Origin of the sequence: Roseovarius conchicola, from assembly GCF_041403425.1 — a bacterium.
GTDB lineage: Bacteria > Pseudomonadota > Alphaproteobacteria > Rhodobacterales > Rhodobacteraceae > Roseovarius > Roseovarius conchicola.
Map to the genome: position 1 here is coordinate 336,554 of NZ_JBGEHK010000003.1, position 20,326 is coordinate 356,879.

Annotated in this window: 23 protein-coding genes; 9 read left to right on the plus strand and 14 right to left on the minus strand. The window is 60.1% G+C overall.

All coding sequences use genetic code 11. The features are described 5' to 3' along the window. Positions 1-134: 134 nt before the first annotated feature. The 7 genes from V6N02_RS10860 to V6N02_RS10890 form a co-directional block, all read right to left on the minus strand. Positions 135-971: an MBL fold metallo-hydrolase gene (locus V6N02_RS10860; protein ID WP_371225602.1), complete on the minus strand. Its 837-nt coding sequence runs from the start codon at positions 969-971 to the stop codon at positions 135-137. A gap of 51 nt (positions 972-1,022) precedes the next feature. Next, a complete protein-coding gene (locus tag V6N02_RS10865; protein WP_371225603.1) occupies positions 1,023-1,349 on the minus strand; it encodes a DUF3775 domain-containing protein in 327 nt (108 codons plus the stop codon). 66 nt (positions 1,350-1,415) lie between these two features. Further along, a complete protein-coding gene (locus tag V6N02_RS10870; protein WP_371225843.1) occupies positions 1,416-2,150 on the minus strand; it encodes an SDR family NAD(P)-dependent oxidoreductase in 735 nt (244 codons plus the stop codon). Continuing rightward, positions 2,147-2,710 (minus strand): DUF3833 family protein, encoded by a 564-nt coding sequence (locus tag V6N02_RS10875; protein WP_371225604.1) that lies wholly within the window; start codon positions 2,708-2,710, stop codon positions 2,147-2,149. The genes V6N02_RS10870 and V6N02_RS10875 overlap by 4 nt, the downstream gene beginning before the upstream one ends. Then, on the minus strand, positions 2,707-3,957 hold the full coding sequence (locus V6N02_RS10880) for an MFS transporter (RefSeq protein WP_371225605.1): 1,251 nt from the start codon (positions 3,955-3,957) through the stop codon (positions 2,707-2,709). The genes V6N02_RS10875 and V6N02_RS10880 overlap by 4 nt, the downstream gene beginning before the upstream one ends. Then, positions 3,954-4,709: a DUF1365 domain-containing protein gene (locus V6N02_RS10885; RefSeq protein ID WP_371225606.1), complete on the minus strand. Its 756-nt coding sequence runs from the start codon at positions 4,707-4,709 to the stop codon at positions 3,954-3,956. The genes V6N02_RS10880 and V6N02_RS10885 overlap by 4 nt, the downstream gene beginning before the upstream one ends. Continuing rightward, a complete protein-coding gene (locus V6N02_RS10890; RefSeq protein WP_371225607.1) occupies positions 4,706-6,007 on the minus strand; it encodes an NAD(P)/FAD-dependent oxidoreductase in 1,302 nt (433 codons plus the stop codon). The genes V6N02_RS10885 and V6N02_RS10890 overlap by 4 nt, the downstream gene beginning before the upstream one ends. A gap of 123 nt (positions 6,008-6,130) precedes the next feature. Between V6N02_RS10890 and V6N02_RS10895 the strand changes: the two genes are divergently transcribed. Continuing rightward, entirely contained in the window at positions 6,131-6,793 is a 663-nt protein-coding gene (locus V6N02_RS10895; RefSeq protein WP_371225608.1) for a sigma-70 family RNA polymerase sigma factor, read from the plus strand. Between the two features lie 7 nt (positions 6,794-6,800). Continuing rightward, a complete protein-coding gene (locus V6N02_RS10900; protein WP_371225609.1) occupies positions 6,801-7,451 on the plus strand; it encodes a ChrR family anti-sigma-E factor in 651 nt (216 codons plus the stop codon). A gap of 65 nt (positions 7,452-7,516) precedes the next feature. Here V6N02_RS10900 and V6N02_RS10905 read toward each other — a convergent pair whose 3' ends face one another. From V6N02_RS10905 to fdhD, 5 genes are read right to left on the minus strand one after another with little or no spacing between them, the layout of a single operon-like run. Beyond that, complete coding sequence (locus tag V6N02_RS10905) at positions 7,517-9,595, minus strand: molybdenum cofactor synthesis domain-containing protein (protein ID WP_371225610.1); 2,079 nt, start codon at positions 9,593-9,595, stop codon at positions 7,517-7,519. A gap of 20 nt (positions 9,596-9,615) precedes the next feature. Continuing rightward, the gene (gene mobB / locus V6N02_RS10910) at positions 9,616-10,107 is read right to left on the minus strand and encodes a molybdopterin-guanine dinucleotide biosynthesis protein B (RefSeq protein ID WP_371225611.1); all 492 of its coding nucleotides are present in this window, start codon (positions 10,105-10,107) and stop codon (positions 9,616-9,618) included. Beyond that, on the minus strand, positions 10,104-10,748 hold the full coding sequence (gene mobA / locus V6N02_RS10915; protein WP_371225612.1) for a molybdenum cofactor guanylyltransferase MobA: 645 nt from the start codon (positions 10,746-10,748) through the stop codon (positions 10,104-10,106). Before mobA ends, mobB begins: the two co-directional genes overlap by 4 nt. Next, positions 10,745-11,281: a hypothetical protein gene (locus V6N02_RS10920; RefSeq protein ID WP_371225613.1), complete on the minus strand. Its 537-nt coding sequence runs from the start codon at positions 11,279-11,281 to the stop codon at positions 10,745-10,747. Before V6N02_RS10920 ends, mobA begins: the two co-directional genes overlap by 4 nt. Positions 11,282-11,288: 7 nt before the next feature. Beyond that, positions 11,289-12,173 (minus strand): formate dehydrogenase accessory sulfurtransferase FdhD, encoded by an 885-nt coding sequence (gene fdhD, locus V6N02_RS10925; RefSeq protein WP_371225614.1) that lies wholly within the window; start codon positions 12,171-12,173, stop codon positions 11,289-11,291. 57 nt (positions 12,174-12,230) lie between these two features. Between fdhD and V6N02_RS10930 the strand changes: the two genes are divergently transcribed. The 5 genes from V6N02_RS10930 to V6N02_RS10950 all read left to right on the plus strand — a co-directional run bounded on the left by V6N02_RS10930 (position 12,231) and on the right by V6N02_RS10950 (position 16,085). After that, the gene (locus V6N02_RS10930) at positions 12,231-12,950 is read left to right on the plus strand and encodes an AzlC family ABC transporter permease (RefSeq protein WP_371225615.1); all 720 of its coding nucleotides are present in this window, start codon (positions 12,231-12,233) and stop codon (positions 12,948-12,950) included. After that, positions 12,947-13,273, plus strand: coding sequence for an AzlD domain-containing protein (locus tag V6N02_RS10935; RefSeq protein WP_371225616.1), 327 nt, complete (start codon positions 12,947-12,949; stop codon positions 13,271-13,273). The genes V6N02_RS10930 and V6N02_RS10935 overlap by 4 nt, the downstream gene beginning before the upstream one ends. Before the next feature lie 103 nt (positions 13,274-13,376). Continuing rightward, positions 13,377-14,741, plus strand: a complete 1,365-nt coding sequence (locus tag V6N02_RS10940) for an aminotransferase (RefSeq protein WP_371225617.1) — start codon at positions 13,377-13,379, stop codon at positions 14,739-14,741. 4 nt (positions 14,742-14,745) lie between these two features. Beyond that, a complete protein-coding gene (gene aguB, locus V6N02_RS10945) occupies positions 14,746-15,627 on the plus strand; it encodes an N-carbamoylputrescine amidase (protein WP_371225618.1) in 882 nt (293 codons plus the stop codon). Beyond that, positions 15,624-16,085, plus strand: coding sequence for a GNAT family N-acetyltransferase (locus V6N02_RS10950; RefSeq protein ID WP_371225619.1), 462 nt, complete (start codon positions 15,624-15,626; stop codon positions 16,083-16,085). The genes aguB and V6N02_RS10950 overlap by 4 nt, the downstream gene beginning before the upstream one ends. Here V6N02_RS10950 and V6N02_RS10955 read toward each other — a convergent pair. Both V6N02_RS10955 and V6N02_RS10960 read right to left on the minus strand, forming a co-directional pair. Next, a complete protein-coding gene (locus V6N02_RS10955) occupies positions 16,082-17,191 on the minus strand; it encodes an agmatine deiminase family protein (RefSeq protein WP_371225620.1) in 1,110 nt (369 codons plus the stop codon). The genes V6N02_RS10950 and V6N02_RS10955 overlap by 4 nt on opposite strands. A gap of 71 nt (positions 17,192-17,262) precedes the next feature. After that, positions 17,263-18,150, minus strand: a complete 888-nt coding sequence (locus V6N02_RS10960; protein WP_371225621.1) for a LysR family transcriptional regulator — start codon at positions 18,148-18,150, stop codon at positions 17,263-17,265. Positions 18,151-18,254: 104 nt separating this feature from the next. Here V6N02_RS10960 and V6N02_RS10965 point away from each other — a divergent pair, with 104 nt between their 5' ends. Both V6N02_RS10965 and V6N02_RS10970 read left to right on the plus strand, forming a co-directional pair. Next, on the plus strand, positions 18,255-19,268 hold the full coding sequence (locus V6N02_RS10965; RefSeq protein ID WP_371225622.1) for an agmatine deiminase family protein: 1,014 nt from the start codon (positions 18,255-18,257) through the stop codon (positions 19,266-19,268). Beyond that, entirely contained in the window at positions 19,265-20,314 is a 1,050-nt protein-coding gene (locus V6N02_RS10970) for an agmatine deiminase family protein (RefSeq protein WP_371225623.1), read from the plus strand. The genes V6N02_RS10965 and V6N02_RS10970 overlap by 4 nt, the downstream gene beginning before the upstream one ends. Positions 20,315-20,326: the final 12 nt, after the last annotated feature.

Consider the following 20,326-nt stretch of genomic DNA (forward strand, 5'->3'; position numbering starts at 1 on the left):
CAAATCCGTATAAGATCACAGCATTGCGCCAAGCCTGACCAAATCGCCAGCCCATGCGGGCGGTCTGGCGATCGCGCGGCGGCCTGCGGCCTTGAGTCCGCACGGGGGTACTGATCGCCATCAACAGAAGACCATCACGCCGAAAAACTCTCCGCGGAATAAAGCAGTTCCATCCTGTCATTCACCCGCCTCTCGCCGGTGTGCGGCGCTGTGGCCAGCAGAGCCTCGCAGGTATGTAAAACATCCTCCAGATCACCATAGCCAAGCGCTGGCATGTCATAGACCCCCTTCTCTTCATGACCATGCGCGCAGACGATTTGTACGTCTTTAGGCAGGGTTTTCAACAGACTAAGGAGGGTTCGGACGTAATCTGGCAGCGACGCCCCCGGCACCTGCGCATAAAGTTCGCCGGGATAGATGAAATCAGCCGCGTAAAGCCGGGCGCGGGCGGGTTCCCAGAGAGAGATGGATTCAGGCGAGTGGCCGGGCGTGTGCAGCATCTCAAGCCGCCGGGTGCCAACCGGTATTACTTCGCCCGGGGCACTCCATTGGCCAACGGGGAAGGTGGGAGCGGGCAGGTTTTCGTATGAGCCAAGAAACATCTCTTCGGGCGGCGTGATCCAGCCCTCTGTTTCAAGCGCGCGCAGCATCGGCAGGTCGGCCAACATCACCGGGCCGAAATCGTTTATGCCGCCCAGATGGTCATAATGCATGTGGGACGGGAAAGCCGTCACCACCCCGTCTGTATGGCGCCCCACGAAGGGCGCAATCGGGCGCCGCCCCGATCCGGTGTCAAACAGCAGGCTCTCGCCGCCGTCGGATATCAAATAGCTCCAGTTGCATTGATGATATGCAGGTTCGCCAATGGCCCGCGTGTCGGGATCAAGCAGGCCGGTGGCGTACCAATCGTCCTCCAGGGCCAGCCAAGAGGCCAGCGTCACATCTTTGATCGCATGTTCAAGATCATCCATCTTTCACCGCTCCTCGTGGGATCGGTGATAGCCCGGATCGGCCCCGTACGCCTAGCCCCCGCGCACCAGGTCATCTTCGTCATCCACAGCAGACAGGCCCAACTCGTCCAGCCCATTTTCAAGGTGATCCGACAAATGCGGCGTACCCAGCAGATAATCGGCGGTGGGGGTAGTGGCCTCATCACGGGCAGTGGCCTTGGCCTCGTCCAGCTCATCCGCCGAAAAACTCTCGCGCCCAATCCACATCACGGCCACCAGGCTGATCTGCTCTTCCTCGGTCAAACGTTCGATAAAGGCGCGCAACTCACCCTCGGCGCGATCCAATTCTCGCGACATCAGGATCACCTGAGCAATCTTATGGACTGAAATATCTAACATTGGCGGCCTCCCCGTCGCGGTACTTTAGCACAGAATGCACAGGTGGCGCATGCCCCGTCTTTGATCTCACGCAAATAGGCGTTTGTAGGCCCAGGTGGGCAAAAACCGCGATAAACGGAACACCCAGCTGAACATGCGGGGGAAATGACGCTCGAACGCACCCTCGTCGCACATCAGTTCAAACATCTCCTGTGCGGCCTGCTCGGGCGTCATCAGGAAGGGCATTTTAAAGTCATTTTTCTCGGTCAGGCGGGTCTTGATAAAGCCAGGATTGGCCAGTTGCACCCGTACGCCGGTGCGCCACAGATCGGCATGCAGACTTTCGGCCAGGGCCATCACACCGGCCTTTGAGGGCGCATAACCAATCGCGCCGGGCAACCCGCGAAACCCGGAAAGCGAGCCGGTAATCACGATATGGCCCGCGTCCCGCGCGACCATCTGCGGCACACACGTGCCCAGTACCCGGATCGCACCGGTGAAGTTCACATCGGCCATCGCCTCGACCTGTTCGGCATTCCAGTCTTTGGCGCCAATGGGCCAGTAAACTCCGGCCAGAAAGACCATGCCGTCAATCTCACCCGCCGCTTGGGCTGCCGCCTCGACGCTTTTGCGGTCGGCCACGTCGACGGGAACAACCTGCGATATGCCCGGCAGGGTTTCAGCGACTTCGCGCAAACCGTCTTCATTGCGGGCCGACAGGATCACTTCGGCACCCGCCGCGCTGAGCTTGGCTGCCAGGGCAGCACCGAGGCCCTCACTTGCCCCGACAAGCCAGTATCGTTTGCCCTGCCAGTCCATCAGGCCGGGTCGACCCGGCGCATGGTGGCGACCAGTTCAGCCACTTTGATCCCGAACTTGTGGAATTGGCTGCGGTTTATGATCTCGCCACCGGGCGTGAGATACATCCAGTCCGTGACGCCCAGAACGTGGCCACCAGCCTCTTCGGGCAAGCGAATGTTGTAGTTCAGCTTGACCGCCGAACCCAACTGCTGACCAGTGCCAACACCGATCAGATCGTTGGCCTCGGCCTTGATCGCGCCATCATTTCCCAATTCAAGCCGCCATTCGCGATCCTGAACGTTGCCACTGTCATAGTGAAACCGCTCTTGCATCACGCCGCGATTGCCTTCCCATCTGGCGTCGAAATCGGCGCTGAACCGCGAAGTCACACGCCCGTGAGGGCCATAGATCACGCCTTCGCATTTGATCGGACCATTAAGATGCTCACGCAGGTTAAACTGCGGCTGCCCGGTGTCATAATCGGTCGCCTTCTGGGCAGAAAACCCGAATTTTCGCTCCCGTAAGAGAGACAGCGCCAACATCATCATCGCCCCGAGGGCAAAATAGATAAACACGCTCATGAAGCCAGTCTCCTTTCTTTCAGATCAGTGGTGGCAAGCAACGCAATCGCCACAAATTTCAACAGGCAAGGCAGCGCGCCATAAAGCAGGCTGAGAAGGCGTAACGCCTCGCCGCTATTGTCTTGTCCGCTCTGAAAACCACCTGCCTGCAGCACCGGCAAAAGCGCGACGGCGGCCAGCGCGAGAGTGAATTTCGACACGAAGGACCAGAGGCCAAAACCTTCGTTGGCCCCTGGGGAAACCTGTTCCATCCGGCGGGCGAACAAGGCGGGCAGCAATGTCATGTCCGCACCCAGTGCCGCGCCTGATGCGATGCAAATCAGACCGAACGCCCAGATGTCGCCAGCACCCAGTGTGACCGCTGCGGCGAAGGCCACAATCGAAAGAAGCATCGCGATCAACAGCACCTGTTTGGCCCCATAGCGTTCAGCAACCCGCCCCCAGAATGGGGCTGCCAACGCCGCCGACAGGAAGAACAACAGCAGAAACGATCCTTCCATTCCCGATGCGTTCAGGCGGCTTTCGACAAAGAACAAGAAAAGGGTCGAACTGACGGCGACGGGCGCGGCGTTAACGAGCGCCACCAACAACAGCCGACGCGCCACCGGATCACGCAGCACAGGTGCAAAACCAGCAAGCCCCAGATCCTCGACCGGGGCGCTGCGCCATTGCCCGCGCATCGCCCAGAGTGCAACGCATGCCAGGATCGCAAAGGCCAAGGCAAATCCACCATGCCCGCCCAGAAGGGTCGGGGCCACCGCGGCTGCACAGATGCCCAGCAAAGCGCCGGTTTCACGCCAGCGCGCCACGCGCAGGTGCCCCTGCTCCGGTAAATGTCCTGCCGCCGAAACGCCTTGGGCATAAAAACAAATTGTCAGATAGCTGAACGAGGAAAAGATCAGCGTCAGCATGACGGCAAACCAAAGCAATGGCGCAATTGGCGGGATCACCGCGAACAACCCGAACATCGCAGCCACCAAGATCACGGCGGCAGCCAAAACTGTCGGGGCGCGTCGTCCCTGCATCACGCTGGCCAAACGGCCTAGCAGCGGATCCTGCACGAAATCAAGCATCCGCAACAGCCCCAGCACAGTGCCAAGGGCAACCAGCGACACGCCGTATTCATCCACGTAGAACTTCGGCGCATGGATATAGAGCGGCAGGCCAGCCGCGGCCAAAAACGCCGCGAAGACGGTGTATCCGGGCAATCGTGGCGACCACTCGCGGACGGGGACATTGAATCTCATCGGCTGACCTCGTCCGCCGGGGGGGTGGGGCGGGTCCGGAATTTTGCGCCCTTCCACCACAAAACCAGCGCCTGCCAATGGATCAGGGCCAGCACCCGGCGCGATCCGAACGGACGGCGCAGGCAGGCCTTGATCAGGCCCAGATTGCTGAGCGGTTTGCGGTTGCCAACAAGCGTGGCCGTCACCCCGCCATTGCCAACGGTCAGGTCGATCCAGATACCGATCCTGTCGTCGCGCAGGTCAAAGCGGAATTCGTACTCGCCCGCGATCTTCTGAAACGGCGAGACATAAAAAATCTTGCGGGCTCTCAGCCGATCCTGATTGGTGATCGGCTCCAGGTCATCGCGATAACAGAGATAGGAATGGCGATCTCCATAGGTGTTATTGACCTCGGCTATCACCACACGGACGTCGCCAACACGATCCCGGCAAATCCAGAACGAGACCGGATTGAACACATGTCCAAGAATGCGTGGCTGAGCAAGTATTTCGATCTTCGCCGGCGCGGGCAGGTTGTGCGCGTCAAGCACCTCACGCACCCATTCGGCCCCACGTCCTTCGGGCGGCGCACCCCCATGATCGCTGTCCCAAAGCGAACCAAGGCCGCGCCGGTTGCGCCCGAACAAGGCGGGCGGACGCATCTTCGCCTCGGCATCGGCGATCACATAGTCGATGCTATAGCGAAAGGCGTTATCAATCTCGCCTTTGCGCCCATGCCAGGTTTGGCCCGCGATATGATCAATCCCAATCATTGCGCCGCAAGCACAACAACGGACTTGTTAAGGATCGCCTGAGCCACGTTCAACCCGCTGGTCAACCCGTCTTCATGAAATCCGTTTTGCATCCAAGCACCGCAGAACCAGGTGTTGTTGGTGCCATTGGCATGGGCAACACGTTCTTGTGCGTGCATCGCGGCGATATCAAACACCGGATGGCTGAGCGTAACCTGATCGTAAATCAGTTCATCGCGGATGGGACGCGTGCTGTTCAGGGTCACAAAATGCGGATCATTCGCGGGGATGAAGCTTTGCAGCGAGTTCATCCAGTAGGTGATGTCGATCTGACCGTCGCGTTTGCTGGGGGCCTCGGCATAATTCCACGATGACCAGACGGCGCGGCGTTTTGGCATTACCGAGGCATCGGCGTGCAACACCACATCGTTGGGCTGATAGGCCACGGCACCCAGATTGACCCGCTCGGCCTCGCTTGCGTCGGTCAGCATCGCGAGGGCCTGATCGGAATGGGTTGCGAAAACGACCTCGTCAAACCGCTGCCACTCCGACCCCGGTGTCTTGACCTCGACCCCGTCGGGCAGGCGCCGCACCGCCTCGACCGGGCACCCCAGACGCTGCTCGACTCCCTGAGCCTGCATCGCACGGTCCAGCCGCTCGACATAGGCGGTCGATCCGCCTTGCACGGTGTACCACTGGTGCTGACCGTCATAGCCCAACAACGCGTGGTTCTCGAAAAATCGCAGCATGGCATCAGCGGGGAAATCGAGGATTTGCTCGGTCGGGGTGGACCAGATCGCACCGGAAAATGGCAGAAGGTAATAGTCGCGGAAATACCGGCCCAGTTTCATCGTGCTCAGCAGCTCGCCAATGGTCAGCTCCTGACCACGCGCCACATTCAGTGCATCGGCATTGAAGCGGAAGATATCACGCAGCATGCCGACGAACCTCGGGTTGAGAGCGTTGCGCTTCTGCGCGAAAAAGGCGCGTGCGCCGTCCAAACCATACTCGATGGCCCCGCCTTTTACGGATGCACCAAAGCTCATCCTGCTTTTGGTCACCGGCACATCCAGCTTGTCGAACAGGCCCGTAAGATTGGGGTAGTTGGCGTAGTTGAACACGATGAACCCGGTATCGACAGGCTGATCCCCATTCTTGCCAGCCATCACCGTGCGCGCATGGCCGCCCAATCGGGGCTCTGCCTCAAACAAAGTTACGGTATTCATGTCCGCCAACGTGTGAGCTGCCCCCATTCCCGAGATACCGGCACCGATAACGGCGATTGAGGGACGTGAGCCCCTGCCTTGTTCAAATGGCATATTAAGTCGTGTCCTTGTCGTGGGAATGTTACTTTTTCTACGATGGCCGACCGAAAATGGATGAGAAAGAATTATTTTATATCTTCATGTGATCCATATCGCCCTCTGCCCCGTATTTATCTCATGTTCAGTGAATCCGATACGCTCGACCATGTTGCGCCATCAGGCCCCTCGCCCGCTGCAGTTCCGCGTGCTAAGTCAAACCTGACGCAGAGAAGAAAGACCGGTGGGGCGCGTGTGATCGAGAAGGAAAAGGAAAACGAAGACTGGGTGGCCTGCATCGCACGGGTCCGCGACGTACAGGATCAGGACGCATTCGCGCGCTTGTTTCGGCACTTCGCCCCTCGGGTGAAGGCGTTTCTGATCCGATCGGGGGCGGATGCCGCCATGGCCGAGGAATGTGCCCAGGACGTGATGGCGACACTTTGGAAGAAATCACATCTTTTTGATCCCGCCCGTGCCAGCGCGGCAACATGGATCTTTACCATCGCGCGGAACCGTCGCATCGACGCGATCCGCAAGCAAAGACGACCCGAACCCGAGGAACTGACCTGGGGTCCGGACCACGAACCGGATCAGGCAGACGCCCTGGCCCTGCAACAAGAGAGTGAACACCTCAGCGTGGCGATTGCCGCGCTGCCCGACAAGCAAAGGGAGCTGATCGAGAAGGCCTATTTTTCAGACCTCAGTCATCGCGAAATCGCTGATGAAACGGGTCTGCCGCTGGGCACGATCAAATCCAGAATTCGACTGGCGCTGGACCGCCTGCGCCATACAATGAAGTGATAAAGCCATGAAGACAGCCATCAAACATCATCTTTCAGACGCCTTGCTTATGGCGTATTCTGCCGGGTCCCTGCCCGAGGCATTCGGCCTGACAGTCGCCACGCATATTTCGATGTGCGATGAGTGTCGCGCACGCCTTGGCGCTTATGACAGTGTGGGCGGTGCCCTGATCGAAGAGAGTGAAACCGCCCGACTGGCTCCCGATAGTTTCGAGGCCACGATGGCGCGAATTGCAAATGGATCAGACCAGCCGATTACCGTGCCGAAGCGGCGGGCCGGGGTTCTGCCAATCCCGCTGCAGGATTACATCGGTGGTGATCTGGATTCCGTGAAATGGCGCTCGGTCGGGATGGGTGTGAAGCAGGCAATCCTGCCCACATCCAAAGATGCAACCGCACGCCTGCTATTTATTCCTGCCGGGTCTGCAGTACCGGATCATGGACACCGCGGAACCGAGCTGACCTTGGTGCTGCAAGGCGCTTTTTCGGACGAGTCGGATCATTTTGGACCCGGTGATATTGAGATTGCCAACGAAGATATGAACCATACGCCTGTGGCTGATATCGGGGCAGATTGCATTTGTCTGGCCGCAACCGACGCGCCCCTGCGCTTCAAAGGCATGTTGCCGCGTCTGGCACAGCCATTTTTCCGTATTTAAATCCACCACTCGTTAAGAGTTTTCGAAGGCGCGCACCGGATCGGGGCGCGCCTTTTTTGTTATGCTCAGAGAAAGCTTGAGAACGGGATGTAATGCACCGGATCGCCGGGCGTGATCTGCTGCGCCTCGTCGCCGATTTCAACCAGACCGTCGGCCCAACTGAGGCCGCTGATCCGCCCGGACCCTTCCGAGGCAAAGACCTCAACCCTGCCCTCACGGATGCGCGCGCGCAGATATTCTCGCCGTCCGGGTTTCTTGTTCTTGCGGAAGGCGGCAGGCAAGGTGAAGCCCTGCGGCGCGCGCCACCCGGCACCGGCCAATAGGTGCATCGCCGGGCGCGCAAAGATCAGCGTACAGACCAGCGCCGCGACCGGATTGCCCGGCAGGCCGAAGACGGGTGTGCCGTTCCAGACACCAAGGGCCAAGGGCCGCCCGGGTTTAAGCGCGATCCGCCATTCGGCCATCGCCCCCGCCTCGGTCAGCAGGGCCGAGACGTGATCTTCATCCCCTGAGGATGCCCCGCCCGAGGTCAGGATCAAATCGGCCTCATGCGCAGCGCGGTCCAAGGTCTGGCGCAACGTCTCGCGGTTATCCGGCACGATGCCCATATCCACCGGTTCATATCCGAACTGGCGCACCATGGCAGCCAGCATGGGGCGGTTGGCATCGTAAATCTGCCCTTCGCCCGCCTCTTGCCCCGGTTCCTTGATCTCATCCCCCGTGGACAGGATCGCCACTTTCAGCGGCTCATAGGTGGTCACCCGGCTCAGCCCCGTGGCCGCCGCCAGCGCCAGATCGGCAGGAGTCAGCACCCGGCCCGGCTCTAAGATCGGCTGTCCGGCGGCCACATCCTCACCCGCCTCGCGGGTATTGGCACCGGGTTTGACCCCTTCGCGGAACGCGATTTCGCCGTCGCCCAGCGTGACATCTTCCTGCAGGATCACCGTATCAACGCCCTCCGGCACCGCAGCACCCGTCAGAATGCGGATCGCATGACCAGCCGGCACGTTGCCGGGATAGGGCACACCAGCGGCCGAGCGCCCCTCGACCAGAGGCACCACCTGATCGCCCGATCCAATGCTGGAAAAGGCAAAGCCATAACCATCCACCGCCGAATTGGCCTGTGGCGGGTTTGAACGTTGGGCGATCAGCGGCGCAGCCAGCACCCGGCCCAAGGCCTGTTCCAGCCCATGCTCAGACTGCCCCACCACCGGGCGCAACCGGGTGCGCAACAGGGCCAGCGCGTCATCCACCGGCGTCCAGTCCACCCCGGCGGGCAGGGCAAAGCAATCGTCGCGCAGCGGCGGGGGTTTCAAGGGGTCGGTGATAGCGCTCTCCAATATGTCTTCATGGCCCAGCCCCATGATCCACCCTTCCTCGGGGGCGTCAACCGTCAAGAGGCGCTTCATGGCGTCCGGGGACAGGCCAGAAAGGGCGCGGGCCAGCAGTTGCACCTGATGCGCATCTCTAATACCTCCCTGCGCCTCGGCCCGTTTGACCGACGCGTTGATCAGTCCGGGCCAGATTTCGATCAGGGCGACAGGTGTGTCTAGCGGCTGAAACGGCCAGACCGCGATATGGTCTGGATAGCGACGGCGCAGACGGGCCAGAACCGGCAGGCCGGTCAGAACCTGCCCGCCCACGGCTCCGGCCCCTCCCAGCTGCCAGCAGGTGAATGCGCCTTTTGTCTGCTCCTCGCAGGCGCGGCGTTCACGCATACCATGGCCTGCGCGCGTGTCCTTGCGGGTCAGGCCGGGGATGTCGCGGTGCAGCCCGTTGAACCAGAATGGACCAGTGCCCGGAAACATCGCATTGATCGATGCGGCCAGATCAAAGCGATTATTTGCGTTTGGGGCGTCTTCAATCCGTGCCTCAAGCCAGTCCCAAAGCTGTAGAGGATCATCGCTTCCGGTCAGCTCGCGGGCGAAGCCTTGGGGATAACCAAAGGGAAAATCGAACCCGATGGCGAGGCGGCGGCCTGCAGCCAGTTCAGTGTCGATCAGATCGCAGATCGCCTGTTCGGCCTCCATACGATTGCGTAGGTAAAGCGGTGGATCTTCGTGCCCGGCACGCACCACGCCCATCCAGATCGCATCCTTGCGCGGGGTGGGTCCGGTGTCATTTCCGCCGGACCAGTCGATCATGGCGAAACTGTCGAAAGGTATCACAAACCCGACTCGGCCAGAATGAAATCGGCGATCGCCTTGGTGTCGTTCAGATCAAAGACCGGACGGTCCAGATCAAGTGGCACGTCACTGGCCACGGCGTGCACGCTTGGGTCATCCGGCGCGATCAGCGGGTTGCCGGTTTCTGCCCTATGTGCCTCGACCTTTGGGTGATCTTCGCGTTTATAGCCTTCGATCAGCACCAGATCGACGAGGGACAGTTTGCTCAGCAGCTTGTCCAATGTCGGCTCATCCTTCCCCCGCATTTCATGCATCAGGGCAAATCGTTTGCGCGAAGCCAGAAGGACTTCGGTTGCCCCCGCCACGCGGTGGCGATAGCTGTCTTTGCCGGGGTGATCGACGTCAAAGCTGTGATGAGCATGTTTGATGGTCGACACGGTGATGCCGCGCCCGGTGATCTCGGCCACAAGCCGTTCCATCAGACCGGTTTTGCCTGCGTTTTTCCACCCTACGACACCGTATAGCTTCATGTCTCAGTCTCCAGCATTGCCTGTGCCCGGATCAAATCATCGGGCGTATTCACATTGAAAAACGGCGCGCCGGGGGCATCGAACACCGCTTCGCGCCCTTCATGTTTGCCGGTCCAGATCACCACCTTGCGCAGCCCATCCTGCAAGGCAGCGCGCAGGTCATCGCGTAGCGCCACGGGCCAGAGGCCAAAGGTGGGATGGCGGATCAGGCCGGAACGGGACATGGATTTGGTTTCCTCACCCTCGGCGCGCGGGGTAGCGGCCAGAACCAGCGGATGGGTTTGACCATCAGAGGTGGCGATCAGGTGATCGACCAGATTGGTTGGAAAAAACGGTGTGTCGGCGGCGACGCTAACAATCGCCTCGGCCCCCTGCTCGGCGGCCCAATCGAGACCAGCCAGAATACCGGCCAATGGTCCGGCAAAGCCCTCGATACTGTCGGGTAGAACCGGCAAGCCGACCGCATCAAACCGGCTGGCATCGCCATTGGCATTCAGCGCCATGCCAGCCACCTGCGGGGCCAGCCGCGTGATCACCTGATCCAACAAGGTGCCATCGCCCAGCGGTAGCAAACCTTTGTCTCCACCGCCCATCCGTGTGGCCAGGCCACCGGCCAGGATGACACCCAAAGGTCGAGTCATGCTGTTTTCCATTGATTTAACCGCTCTACCAGCACGGCGGAGGACATGCCGTCCGGGACAGCCCCGGTCGGGATAAGATGGGCGACAGCCCCCATCCGCAGCACAATCAAACGGTCGCGGATCACTGCAATCTCATCCACCGCAGACCACATCATCCGACTGGCTAAGTGTTCCGTCTTCAACGTCAGCCCGTCCGCGTCGAAATGCATCTGCATCACCCCGCCATCCAGCCGCATTTGCGCATCGACAATAGCCGAAACCTGTCGCGCGAAACTGATATTGATCGCCACGAATGCCGCCAATGCCCCGACGAAGAAAAAGAAGGTGGCCAGCGCCGGGTGAATACTGGGTATCAGGAACGAAGTGACCGCAAAGACCACCGCGCCTGCGCCGCCTGCCACACCCACCATCGTAACCACTTGTCGAGCGAGACCGCCACTTTGCCCGACGTCTTGCGACACCCAGAAGACAGCGTCACGCATATCTTCGCGGCTCAGCTGAAATTCCAGATCAATGGAGTCGTCTTGCATCATTAACTCTTTACGCGCTTTTGCGGCGATGTTTGCGATCTTCTTCCGGAACGGCATTGGGATCAGCATCACGCACCAGCCGCTCTTCCCCACTGAGACACACGAATCGTTTGCCACGCATCCGACCGATCAGGGTCAGGCCGACTTCGCGGGCAATCTCGACCCCCCAAGCGGTAAAGCCCGAGCGCGAGGCCAGCGCGGGGATGCCCATCAGCGCCGTTTTGATCACCATTTCCGAGGTTAGCCGCCCGGTGGTATAAAGCAGTTTGCCGTCAGCATTGACGCCTTCGGACAGCATCCAGCCTGCGATTTTATCGACTGCGTTGTGACGGCCCACATCTTCCATGTAAACAAGGGGTGTCGCCCCTTCGCACAGCACGGTGCCGTGGATTGCGCCCGCCTCGAGATACAAGGACGGCGTGCGGTTGATCCGCGAGGCCAGCGCATAAAGGTCAGAGGTTTTCACCTGGGTTTCCGGCAGAACCACGTCTTCCAGTCCTTCAATCATATCGCCAAACACCGTGCCCACGGCGCAGCCGCTGGTGCGGGTCTTTTTCTTCAGCTTTTCCTCATAGGTGGTTTGCCCGTCGGTGCGCACCACGACGGTTTCAAGGTCCTCGTCATAGTCCACGCCGGTGACGGTTTCGCCATCCTGCAACATGCCCTGATTGCGCAGGAAACCCAGCGCGAGGTAGTCGGGATAATCGCCGATGGTCATGGCCGTCACGATTTCCTGCCCGTTCAGGAAAATCGTCAGGGGGCGCTCTTCGACCACCGAAATTGTCGTAGTTTGTCCGTCATGATCCACCCCCTCAACCGCGCGGGTCAGGCGGGCCGCCCCCGGATCAGGGGCAATCAAATAGTCGCTCACATCATCACGCTGGGCCAATTGCATCTTCTCCGTCAGAGGGTTAGGCCAGAAGCCAGATCACGTCTAACTTATGGCCACCCTATGCCAAGTCCAACCACCAAATCCGTTTTCTGGCACGGCATCCGCGACGGGGCCCCGTTTATCCTTGTGCTGATCCCGTTTTCGACGCTGTTTGGCGTGGTCGCTGCCGAGGCCGGATTGAGCGTTTTCGAGGCCCTGACCTTCTCGGTCATGGTACTGGCAGGCGCGGCCCAGTTTGCCGCCCTGCAATTACTGGTCGAAGATGCCCCGACCCTGATCGCGATCATTACCGCCCTCGCCGTGAACCTGCGCATGGCCATGTATTCCGCCGCATTGACCCCGCATCTGGGGGCGGCCCCATTGTGGCAAAGGGCTGTGGCGGCCTATTTCGTGGTGGATCAGACCTATGCCTGTTCGGTGGTGGAATACGAGAAGAACCGCGATTGGGGCATGGCTTGCAAGCTGGCCTATTTCTTCGGCGTGGCCGCGCCCGTGGTGCCGTTCTGGTATGGCAGCACCGTGGTGGGGGCAGGGCTGGGCGCGGGAATCCCAGACAGCCTGGCGTTGGATTTTGCGGTACCGATCACATTCCTTGCGATCATCACACCGATGTTGCGCACCCCAGCGCATGTGGCCGCGGCCATCGTCGCCGTGATCATGTCGCTGGTCTTTGCCTTTCTGCCCTATTCGCTGGGCATTCTGGTGGCCGGATTCCTAGGTATGATGACCGGCGCACAGGTCGAACTGCGGCTGGACCGGCGCACAGAGGGCGGCACATGATCGAGACCTCCACCCTCTGGATCGTGATGCTGAGCATCGGCATCGGCAGTTATCTGATGCGCTTTATCTTTATCGGCGTGATCGGCGATCGACCCCTGCCCGGCTGGATCCTGCGGCATCTGCGCTATACCGGTGTGGCCGTTCTGCCAGCGTTGGTGGCCCCGTTGGTGCTGTGGCCCGAGGCGACGGGCGGTGATCCTGATCCGGCGCGGATGATCTCGGCCTTCATGACGCTGGCCGTGGGCGTGTTAACCCGCAACGTGCTGCTGGCCATTCTGGCGGGAGGCGGCAGCCTTTATGCCGGGTTGGCGCTGCTGGGCTAGCGCCTCGCATCGGCATTGCCCTACCCCTTGTGGGGGATTGCCGGGGATCGCTATGCTGACCGACACTGTGCCTTGTTCTGCACCCTGCCACCCGGAGACCCCAATGACCTGTCACGACAGCGCCACCGCGTGGGAAAAAGACCGCGCCCACCTTCTGCACCCTTACACCGATTTTACCAGCTTCGCCGACGAGGGCAGCCAGGTGATCGAGAAGGCCGAAGGCATGCATGTCATCGACACCAATGGCAAAACCCTGCTTGATGCCATCGCGGGCTTGTGGTGCGTGAATATCGGTCATGGTCGCAAGGAAATGGCCGAAACCATCGCGCAACAAGTGATGGACATGCAGTATTACAATCCGTTCGGTCATAGCACCAATGTGCCCGCCTCGCTGCTGGGGGCCAAACTGGCCGAGCTGGCACCAGGTGATCTGAACCACGTCTACTACACATGTGGCGGGTCCACCGCCAATGATGCTGCCATCCGGCTGGTGCATTACTATTTCGATATGAAGGGTCAGCCCCGTAAAAAGAAGATCATTTCACGCCAGAATGGCTATCACGGGGCGACCTATGTGGCGGCCTCGCTGACCGGTATTCACGGCACGAAATACGGCTTTGACCGGATTGGTGAGGATTTCATCCACCATGTGTCCGAGGCCAATCTTTATGCCAAACCCGAGGCGTGGAGCGACGAAGAATACTGCGACTTCCTCGTGCATGAGTTCGACAGCCGCATTCAACAGCTGGGCCCCGACAATTGCGCCGCCTTCATTGCCGAGCCGATCATGGGCGCAGGTGGTGTTCTGGTGGCACCAGATGGCTATCACAAGCGCATCTACGAGATCTGCAAGCAATACGACATGCTTTATATCGCGGACGAGGTGGTCACCGCCTTTGGCCGCCTGGGCGAATGGTTCGTCTCGGACGCGATCTATGGCTACACGCCTGACATTCTGGTCTGCGCCAAAGGGCTGACCTCGGGGTACATCCCGTTGGGGGCGACGCTGATTTCATCCGAGATTTACGACACCATCGCCAAGCCGCAATGCGAGGGCGGGGTGTTTTCGATGGGGTTGACCTATTTCGGGCATCCGGTGGCCTGTGCCGCCGCTTTGAAGAATATCGAGATTATGGAACGCGAACAGATGCTGCCTCATGTGCAAGAGGTGGGGCCTTATCTGCAAGATGCGGCCAAGTCGCTGATGAACCTGCCGGTGGTGGGCGATGTGCGCGGCAGCCACTTGATGCTGGGCATCGACCTTGTGGCCGACAAGGGCACCAAAGCGCCGCTGGGCGGTGGCGCGTCCGAGAAGATTTTTAAGGGCTGTGTCGAACGCGGTGTGATCGTGCGCCCGGTGGGCGACCGGATTGTCATTTCCCCGCCGCTGATCATCACCAAAGAGCAATGTGATGAAGTAATCGAGGCGCTGTCTGGCGCGATCAAAGATTATGTGGAGGCGCGGTAGACCCATGCGGAACGTCACCCTTGCCGCCACGCAAATGGCCTGTAGCTGGGACATTGATGCCAATATCGCCAAGGCCGAGAGTCTGGTCACTGCCGCAGCTGAGGCTGGCGCTCAGATGATCCTGTTGCAAGAGCTGTTCGAGACGCCATACTTCTGTGTTGAGCAGACCAATGAGCATCTGAACCTGGCCCGACAGACAGACCGCAGCAAAGTCGTTCAGCATTTTTCCCAACTGGCGCAAAAACTGCGCGTTGTCCTGCCGATCTCTTACTATGAAGAGGCCGGGCTGGCGCGGTATAATGCGTTGGCTATTGCCGATGCCGATGGCACGATCCTGATGAATTATCGCAAAACCCATATACCACAGGCACCGGGATACGAAGAAAAGTTCTATTTTTCTCCCGGGGATATAGGATTCGACGTGGTCGAAACCCGCTATGGCCGGTTGGGGTGTGGTATATGCTGGGACCAGTGGTTTCCAGAAGCCGCACGGTGTCTGGCCCTGAAAGGGGCCGAAGTCCTGATGTTCCCGACGGCCATTGGTTCAGAGCCGAACAACCCGGAACTGGACAGCAGTGGCCACTGGAGACGCACCATGCAGGGTCATGCAGCGGCCAATATGATCCCACTGGTCGCTTCAAACCGCGTGGGCGCCGAGACGGACAATAAAGACACCGGTACTTTCTACGGCACATCCTTTATCGCCGGGTACACCGGTGAAATCCTCGTTGATGCCAACCGGGTCGACGAAACCTTTGTGACCGCCACTGTCGATCTGGACGAGGCTGCCGTCTATCGCAGCACTTGGGGCGTGTTCCGGGATCGCCGCCCGCACATGTACGAAGCGTTGAACACGCTGGATGGCAAAACGGCGGTTCCGCAGTGAGCCGTGATCTGATCATCCGCCCGCTTGAGGCGTCTGACCGAGCGGAGTGGACCCGGCTGTGGACCGCCTATCTGGCGTTTTACAAAACCACCCTGACACCCGAAGTCTTTGATAGCAGCTTTGCGCGACTGATGTCGGATGCCGCGAACGAGTATAAGGGCCTGATCGCGGTGCTGGACTGCACACCCGTTGGCCTGGCGCATTACCTGTTTCACCGCGATATGTGGACGGTGGAAGACACCTGTTACATGATGGATTTGTTTGTTGATCCGGGTACACGCGGCGCAGGTGTGGGCCGGGCGTTGATCGACGCCGTTTCCGAGCGGTGCCGGGCGCAGGGTGTCACCACGCTTTACTGGCACACCGAAGACACTAACCACACCGCCCAAGCACTCTATGATACGCTGGCCACCAAGGTCCCGTTCATCAAATACGACAAGGCGGTGAAGGACGCTTAAGCCGGTACTTGCTGGGTGATGCAATGTACCCCGCCACCACCACCGCCGATCATCCGACCCGACGCGCCGATCACCCGGTGGCTTGGGAACATCTCGCGCAGGATGGCAAGCGGTTCGTCATCCTCTTCCGAGCGGCCCGACACCGGCACTACCACCGCACCGTTGCAGATGTAGAAGTTCATATGCACGAGGTCATAGCTGGTCAGCGGAATCTCAACCACTTCAAAGGGGCGCCCTCGCGCATCGGTGCTGTCTTGCAAGATCCGTTTGGCCTCCTGCGTGATCTTGTAATTCGGGTCCGAGCGATCATCGGCCGTGTGCAACAGCACCACGCCGGGTTCCGAAAAGGCCGCCATCCCGTCGACATGTCCATCAGTGATCGGATCAGGGGTCAACCCCTTGGGGAACCAGATGATTTTGCTGACGCCCAGCTGGGCCTTCAATTCGGCCTCGATCTGCGCCTTGGACCAGCCCGGGTTGCGATTGGTGTGCAGCAGGCATTCCTCGGTGGTCAGCAGCGTCCCTTGCCCGTCAAGGGCCACGGCCCCGCCTTCCATTACCATATCCGAACGATAGATCGGCATGTCCAGATGCGCGGCAAACCGGCCCTTGGCCAACATATCATCGTCGTAGGGAGGGAATTTTCCGCCCCATCCGTTGAAGGTAAAGCCCGCGATCCGGCGCTGTCCGGCGGCGTTTTTGACAATCATCGGCCCGCTGTCGCGCGACCAGGCGTCGTTCAGCGGCATCTCGATCAATTCGATCTGGGAGGACAGCATTTTTTGCGCCGCTTTTTTGTCTTGCGCGCGCACGGCCATGGTCACCGGTTCATACTCGGCCACGATATTGGCCACGTCGGCCCATTCCTGACGGGCCTGTTTCAGCTGGCTGCTGTACCAGTTCTGCGGCGGCGGGAACTGCATCAGGGTGCGTTCGTGCCACGCCCATTCGGCGGGGAAGGAAAACCCGTCTACCGTCGGAGTGCCGGTGATCAGTTTCGCCCCGGTTTCAGAGTAATCCAGCGACGGGTTTGACCGGGCCGCAGACGCACCAATCGCAGTGGTCACCGCCGCGCCGCCGGTTGCCAGAAATCGCCGTCTGTTCATCACATACCTCCGCTGATCGGACCTTACTGTGCCAGACTATGCAGGCCGGGGTCGATACCCATGAAGGGGGATCAGAGCCGCCCGGCCGGGGCGTGCGCCACCAGCCAGTCCCAGAGCTGTCGCACCGAAGTGCGCTCAAGATTGCGTTCCAAAGCAACAAGATAGAGAATACGATCGGTCTCCAGCGCCAGATCATCGGCCCGCACCAAAGCCCCCTGCGAAATCCGTTCGGCCGCCAGTTCAGGATCGCCCAGACACACGCCCAGCCCCCGCGCGGCGGCGTCCGTGGCCAATGACGGGTCCGAGAAATTGAGACCGGCGGCAAACGCGCCCCGTTCAATCCCGGCAAGAGTAAACCAGGCCTGCCAGTCTTCGGGTTCTTCATCGTGAATCAACGGCACCTCATCCGGGGCGGATGTGAACCAGTTCAGCATGGACGGCGCGCACAGGGGTTGCCGCCTCTCACGCAGGAAAGGGACGCTGCGCTCGCCCTCTTCCTGGGCCGGGCGGGGGCGCAGGGTGATGTCAAACTCGGCCTCCCACAAATCGACCTCACCCGCAGCACTATGCAACCAGGGTTCGATCTGGGGCAGATCGCGGCGCAGGGCAGGCAGATGGGCGCTGTACCACGGCCCGGCCAGCTTGGGCGGCATGTGCAGGATCACCGAGCCGGGCTTGGAATAGGCCTCAAGCCGACGCACGCCTTGGCGGATCAGTTCAAGCGCGGCCTGGCTGGTACCCTGCAGATCGCGCCCCGCATCGGTCAGTTCGACCCCCCGCCCAACCCGATGAAACAGCGGTTGGCCCAGATGCGCCTCAAGCGTGCGAATCTGGTGGCTGATCGCGGATTGCGTCACGTTCAGCTCATCCGCTGCGGGCGCAAAGCCACCGAGGCGCGCAGCGGCCTCGAACCCGACGAGCGATCCAAGCGGAGGAAGCAGGCGATACGGATTATTCATGAAGTATTCTTGCCATTTAGATCAGAATTACGCGTTTGCAGGCAAACACGTTTCATCATTAAGCTGTTGAGCAGAATTCTTCAACTTTCTCAGACGAGGCCACCATGACCCTGACCCCCAAGCAATCCGGTTTCCACATGCCTGCCGAATGGGCCCCGCATGAGCGCACGTGGATGATGTGGCCCTGCCGCGCCGAGGTATGGGATGACATGGAGGTCACACGCGCCAACTATGTGGACGTGGCCCATGCCGTCCGCGCGCACGAGCCGCTGACCATGCTGGTGCATCCCGACGATGTGACCGGGGCCAAATCCATGCTGGGCAGTGATATCGACATTCTGGAACACCCGATTGACGACAGCTGGGCGCGCGATGCGGGCCCGAATTTCCTGATCGACGGTAAAGGCAATCGCGCGGGCGCGTCGTTCCGGTTCAACGCTTGGGGCGGGAAATATGACCCGTTTGACGGGGACGAGGCAGCATCGAATGCGATTTTGCAGGCGGTTGGCGTGCCGATCTTTCAATCCGAGCTGATTGCCGAGGGCGGCGGGATTTCGATTGATGGCGAAGGCACGATCCTGACCACCGAAACCTGCTTTCCAAATGCCAACCGCAACCCGGACTGGTCGCGCGAGCAGATCGAAGAAGAGCTGAAACAGATGCTGGGCGGTGACAAAGTGTTGTGGTTGCCGGGCAATGAGCTTGAGGATGAAACCGACGGCCATGTGGACGGGATCGCCATGTTCATGGCCCCCGGCGTGGTTCTGATCGAAGGGGCGGGGCGCGCAGATAATGAATGGTATGACAAGAAGCTGGCCAATCTGGAGTTCATGAAAGGCCAGACCGATGCCAAGGGTCGCCCCATCCGGCTGATCGAGGTGCCTGACGCGATGGATGCGCCGGATGATCACGACATGTTCTGCGAGTCTTACGTGAACAGCTACATCTGCAATGGCGGGGTGATCATGCCCAGATATGGCATCAAGGAAGACGGGTTGGTCGCCGAGGTATTTCAGGACCTGTTCCCCGAGCGCAGCATCACACAGGTCGCCATTCCGCCCATCGCCATTGGCGGCGGTGGCATCCATTGCATCACCCAGCAAGAGCCGGTGGCATGAGCGACCTGCAAGAGCAGTTGACCGCAGGCAAATCGCCCGGAGAGTTGGGCTTTGTCATGCCCGCCGAAACGGCACCTCATGCCGCGTGCTGGATGGCCTGGGCGCATGATGATGACCCCGAGGTCTGGGGCAAGCACCTGCCCGAGGTCGAGAAAACCTTTGTGGCCATCGCCACCGCCATTGCCGAGTTTGAGCCGGTGCGCGTGCTGGCACACCCCGAGGTGGCCAATAAGGCGCGCGCCCTACTGCCCGCCCATATCGACGTGGTACCGCTGGTGCAGGACGACCTGTGGCTTCGCGATACGGGGCCACTTTTTGTGAAACATGAGAGCGGCGCGATCATCGGGTCGAACCTGATTTTCAACAATTGGGGCGACAAGTTTCCGATCACCGAGGGCGATGCAGATATCGGGGCCAATTTGGTCAATCATCTGGGTCTGCCGCTTTATCAATCGCCGCTGACCGGTGAAGGCGGCGGTCTGATTTCGGACGGGCGTGGCACGGTGATCACCACCGAAACCTGTTTTCTGAATCCCAACCGCAATGCGGGCATGACCCGCGTGGATGTCGAGCGGGAACTGTTCCACGCCATTGGGGCGCGCAAGGTGATCTGGTTGCCCGGCGACGAGGATGAATGGATCACCGACGGCCATATCGACGGGGTTCTGACCTTCACCAAACCCGGTCATGTGATCTTTGAGGACAACCCCAACACCGATGACCCGCACCAAAAAGTCTGTCGCGAAAACCTGGCGGCGCTGCGCGGGCAGACCGATGCCGATGGCAACGAGATCGAGATCACCGTGATCCATGAAGCCTGGCAATACGATGCGCCCACCGACACGACGGCCACATCCTATGTGAATGCCTATATTGCCAATGGCGGCGTGGTGATGCCGTATTTCGGCACGCCCGATACAGACGACCCCGCATGCGCGACTTTTGCCGCTGCCTTTCCGGATCGCAAGATCGTGCAGGTCGATATCACCGATATCTGCTGGAACGGCGGTGGCATCCACTGCATGACCCAGCAACAGCCCACCTGATTCCCCTTGCCT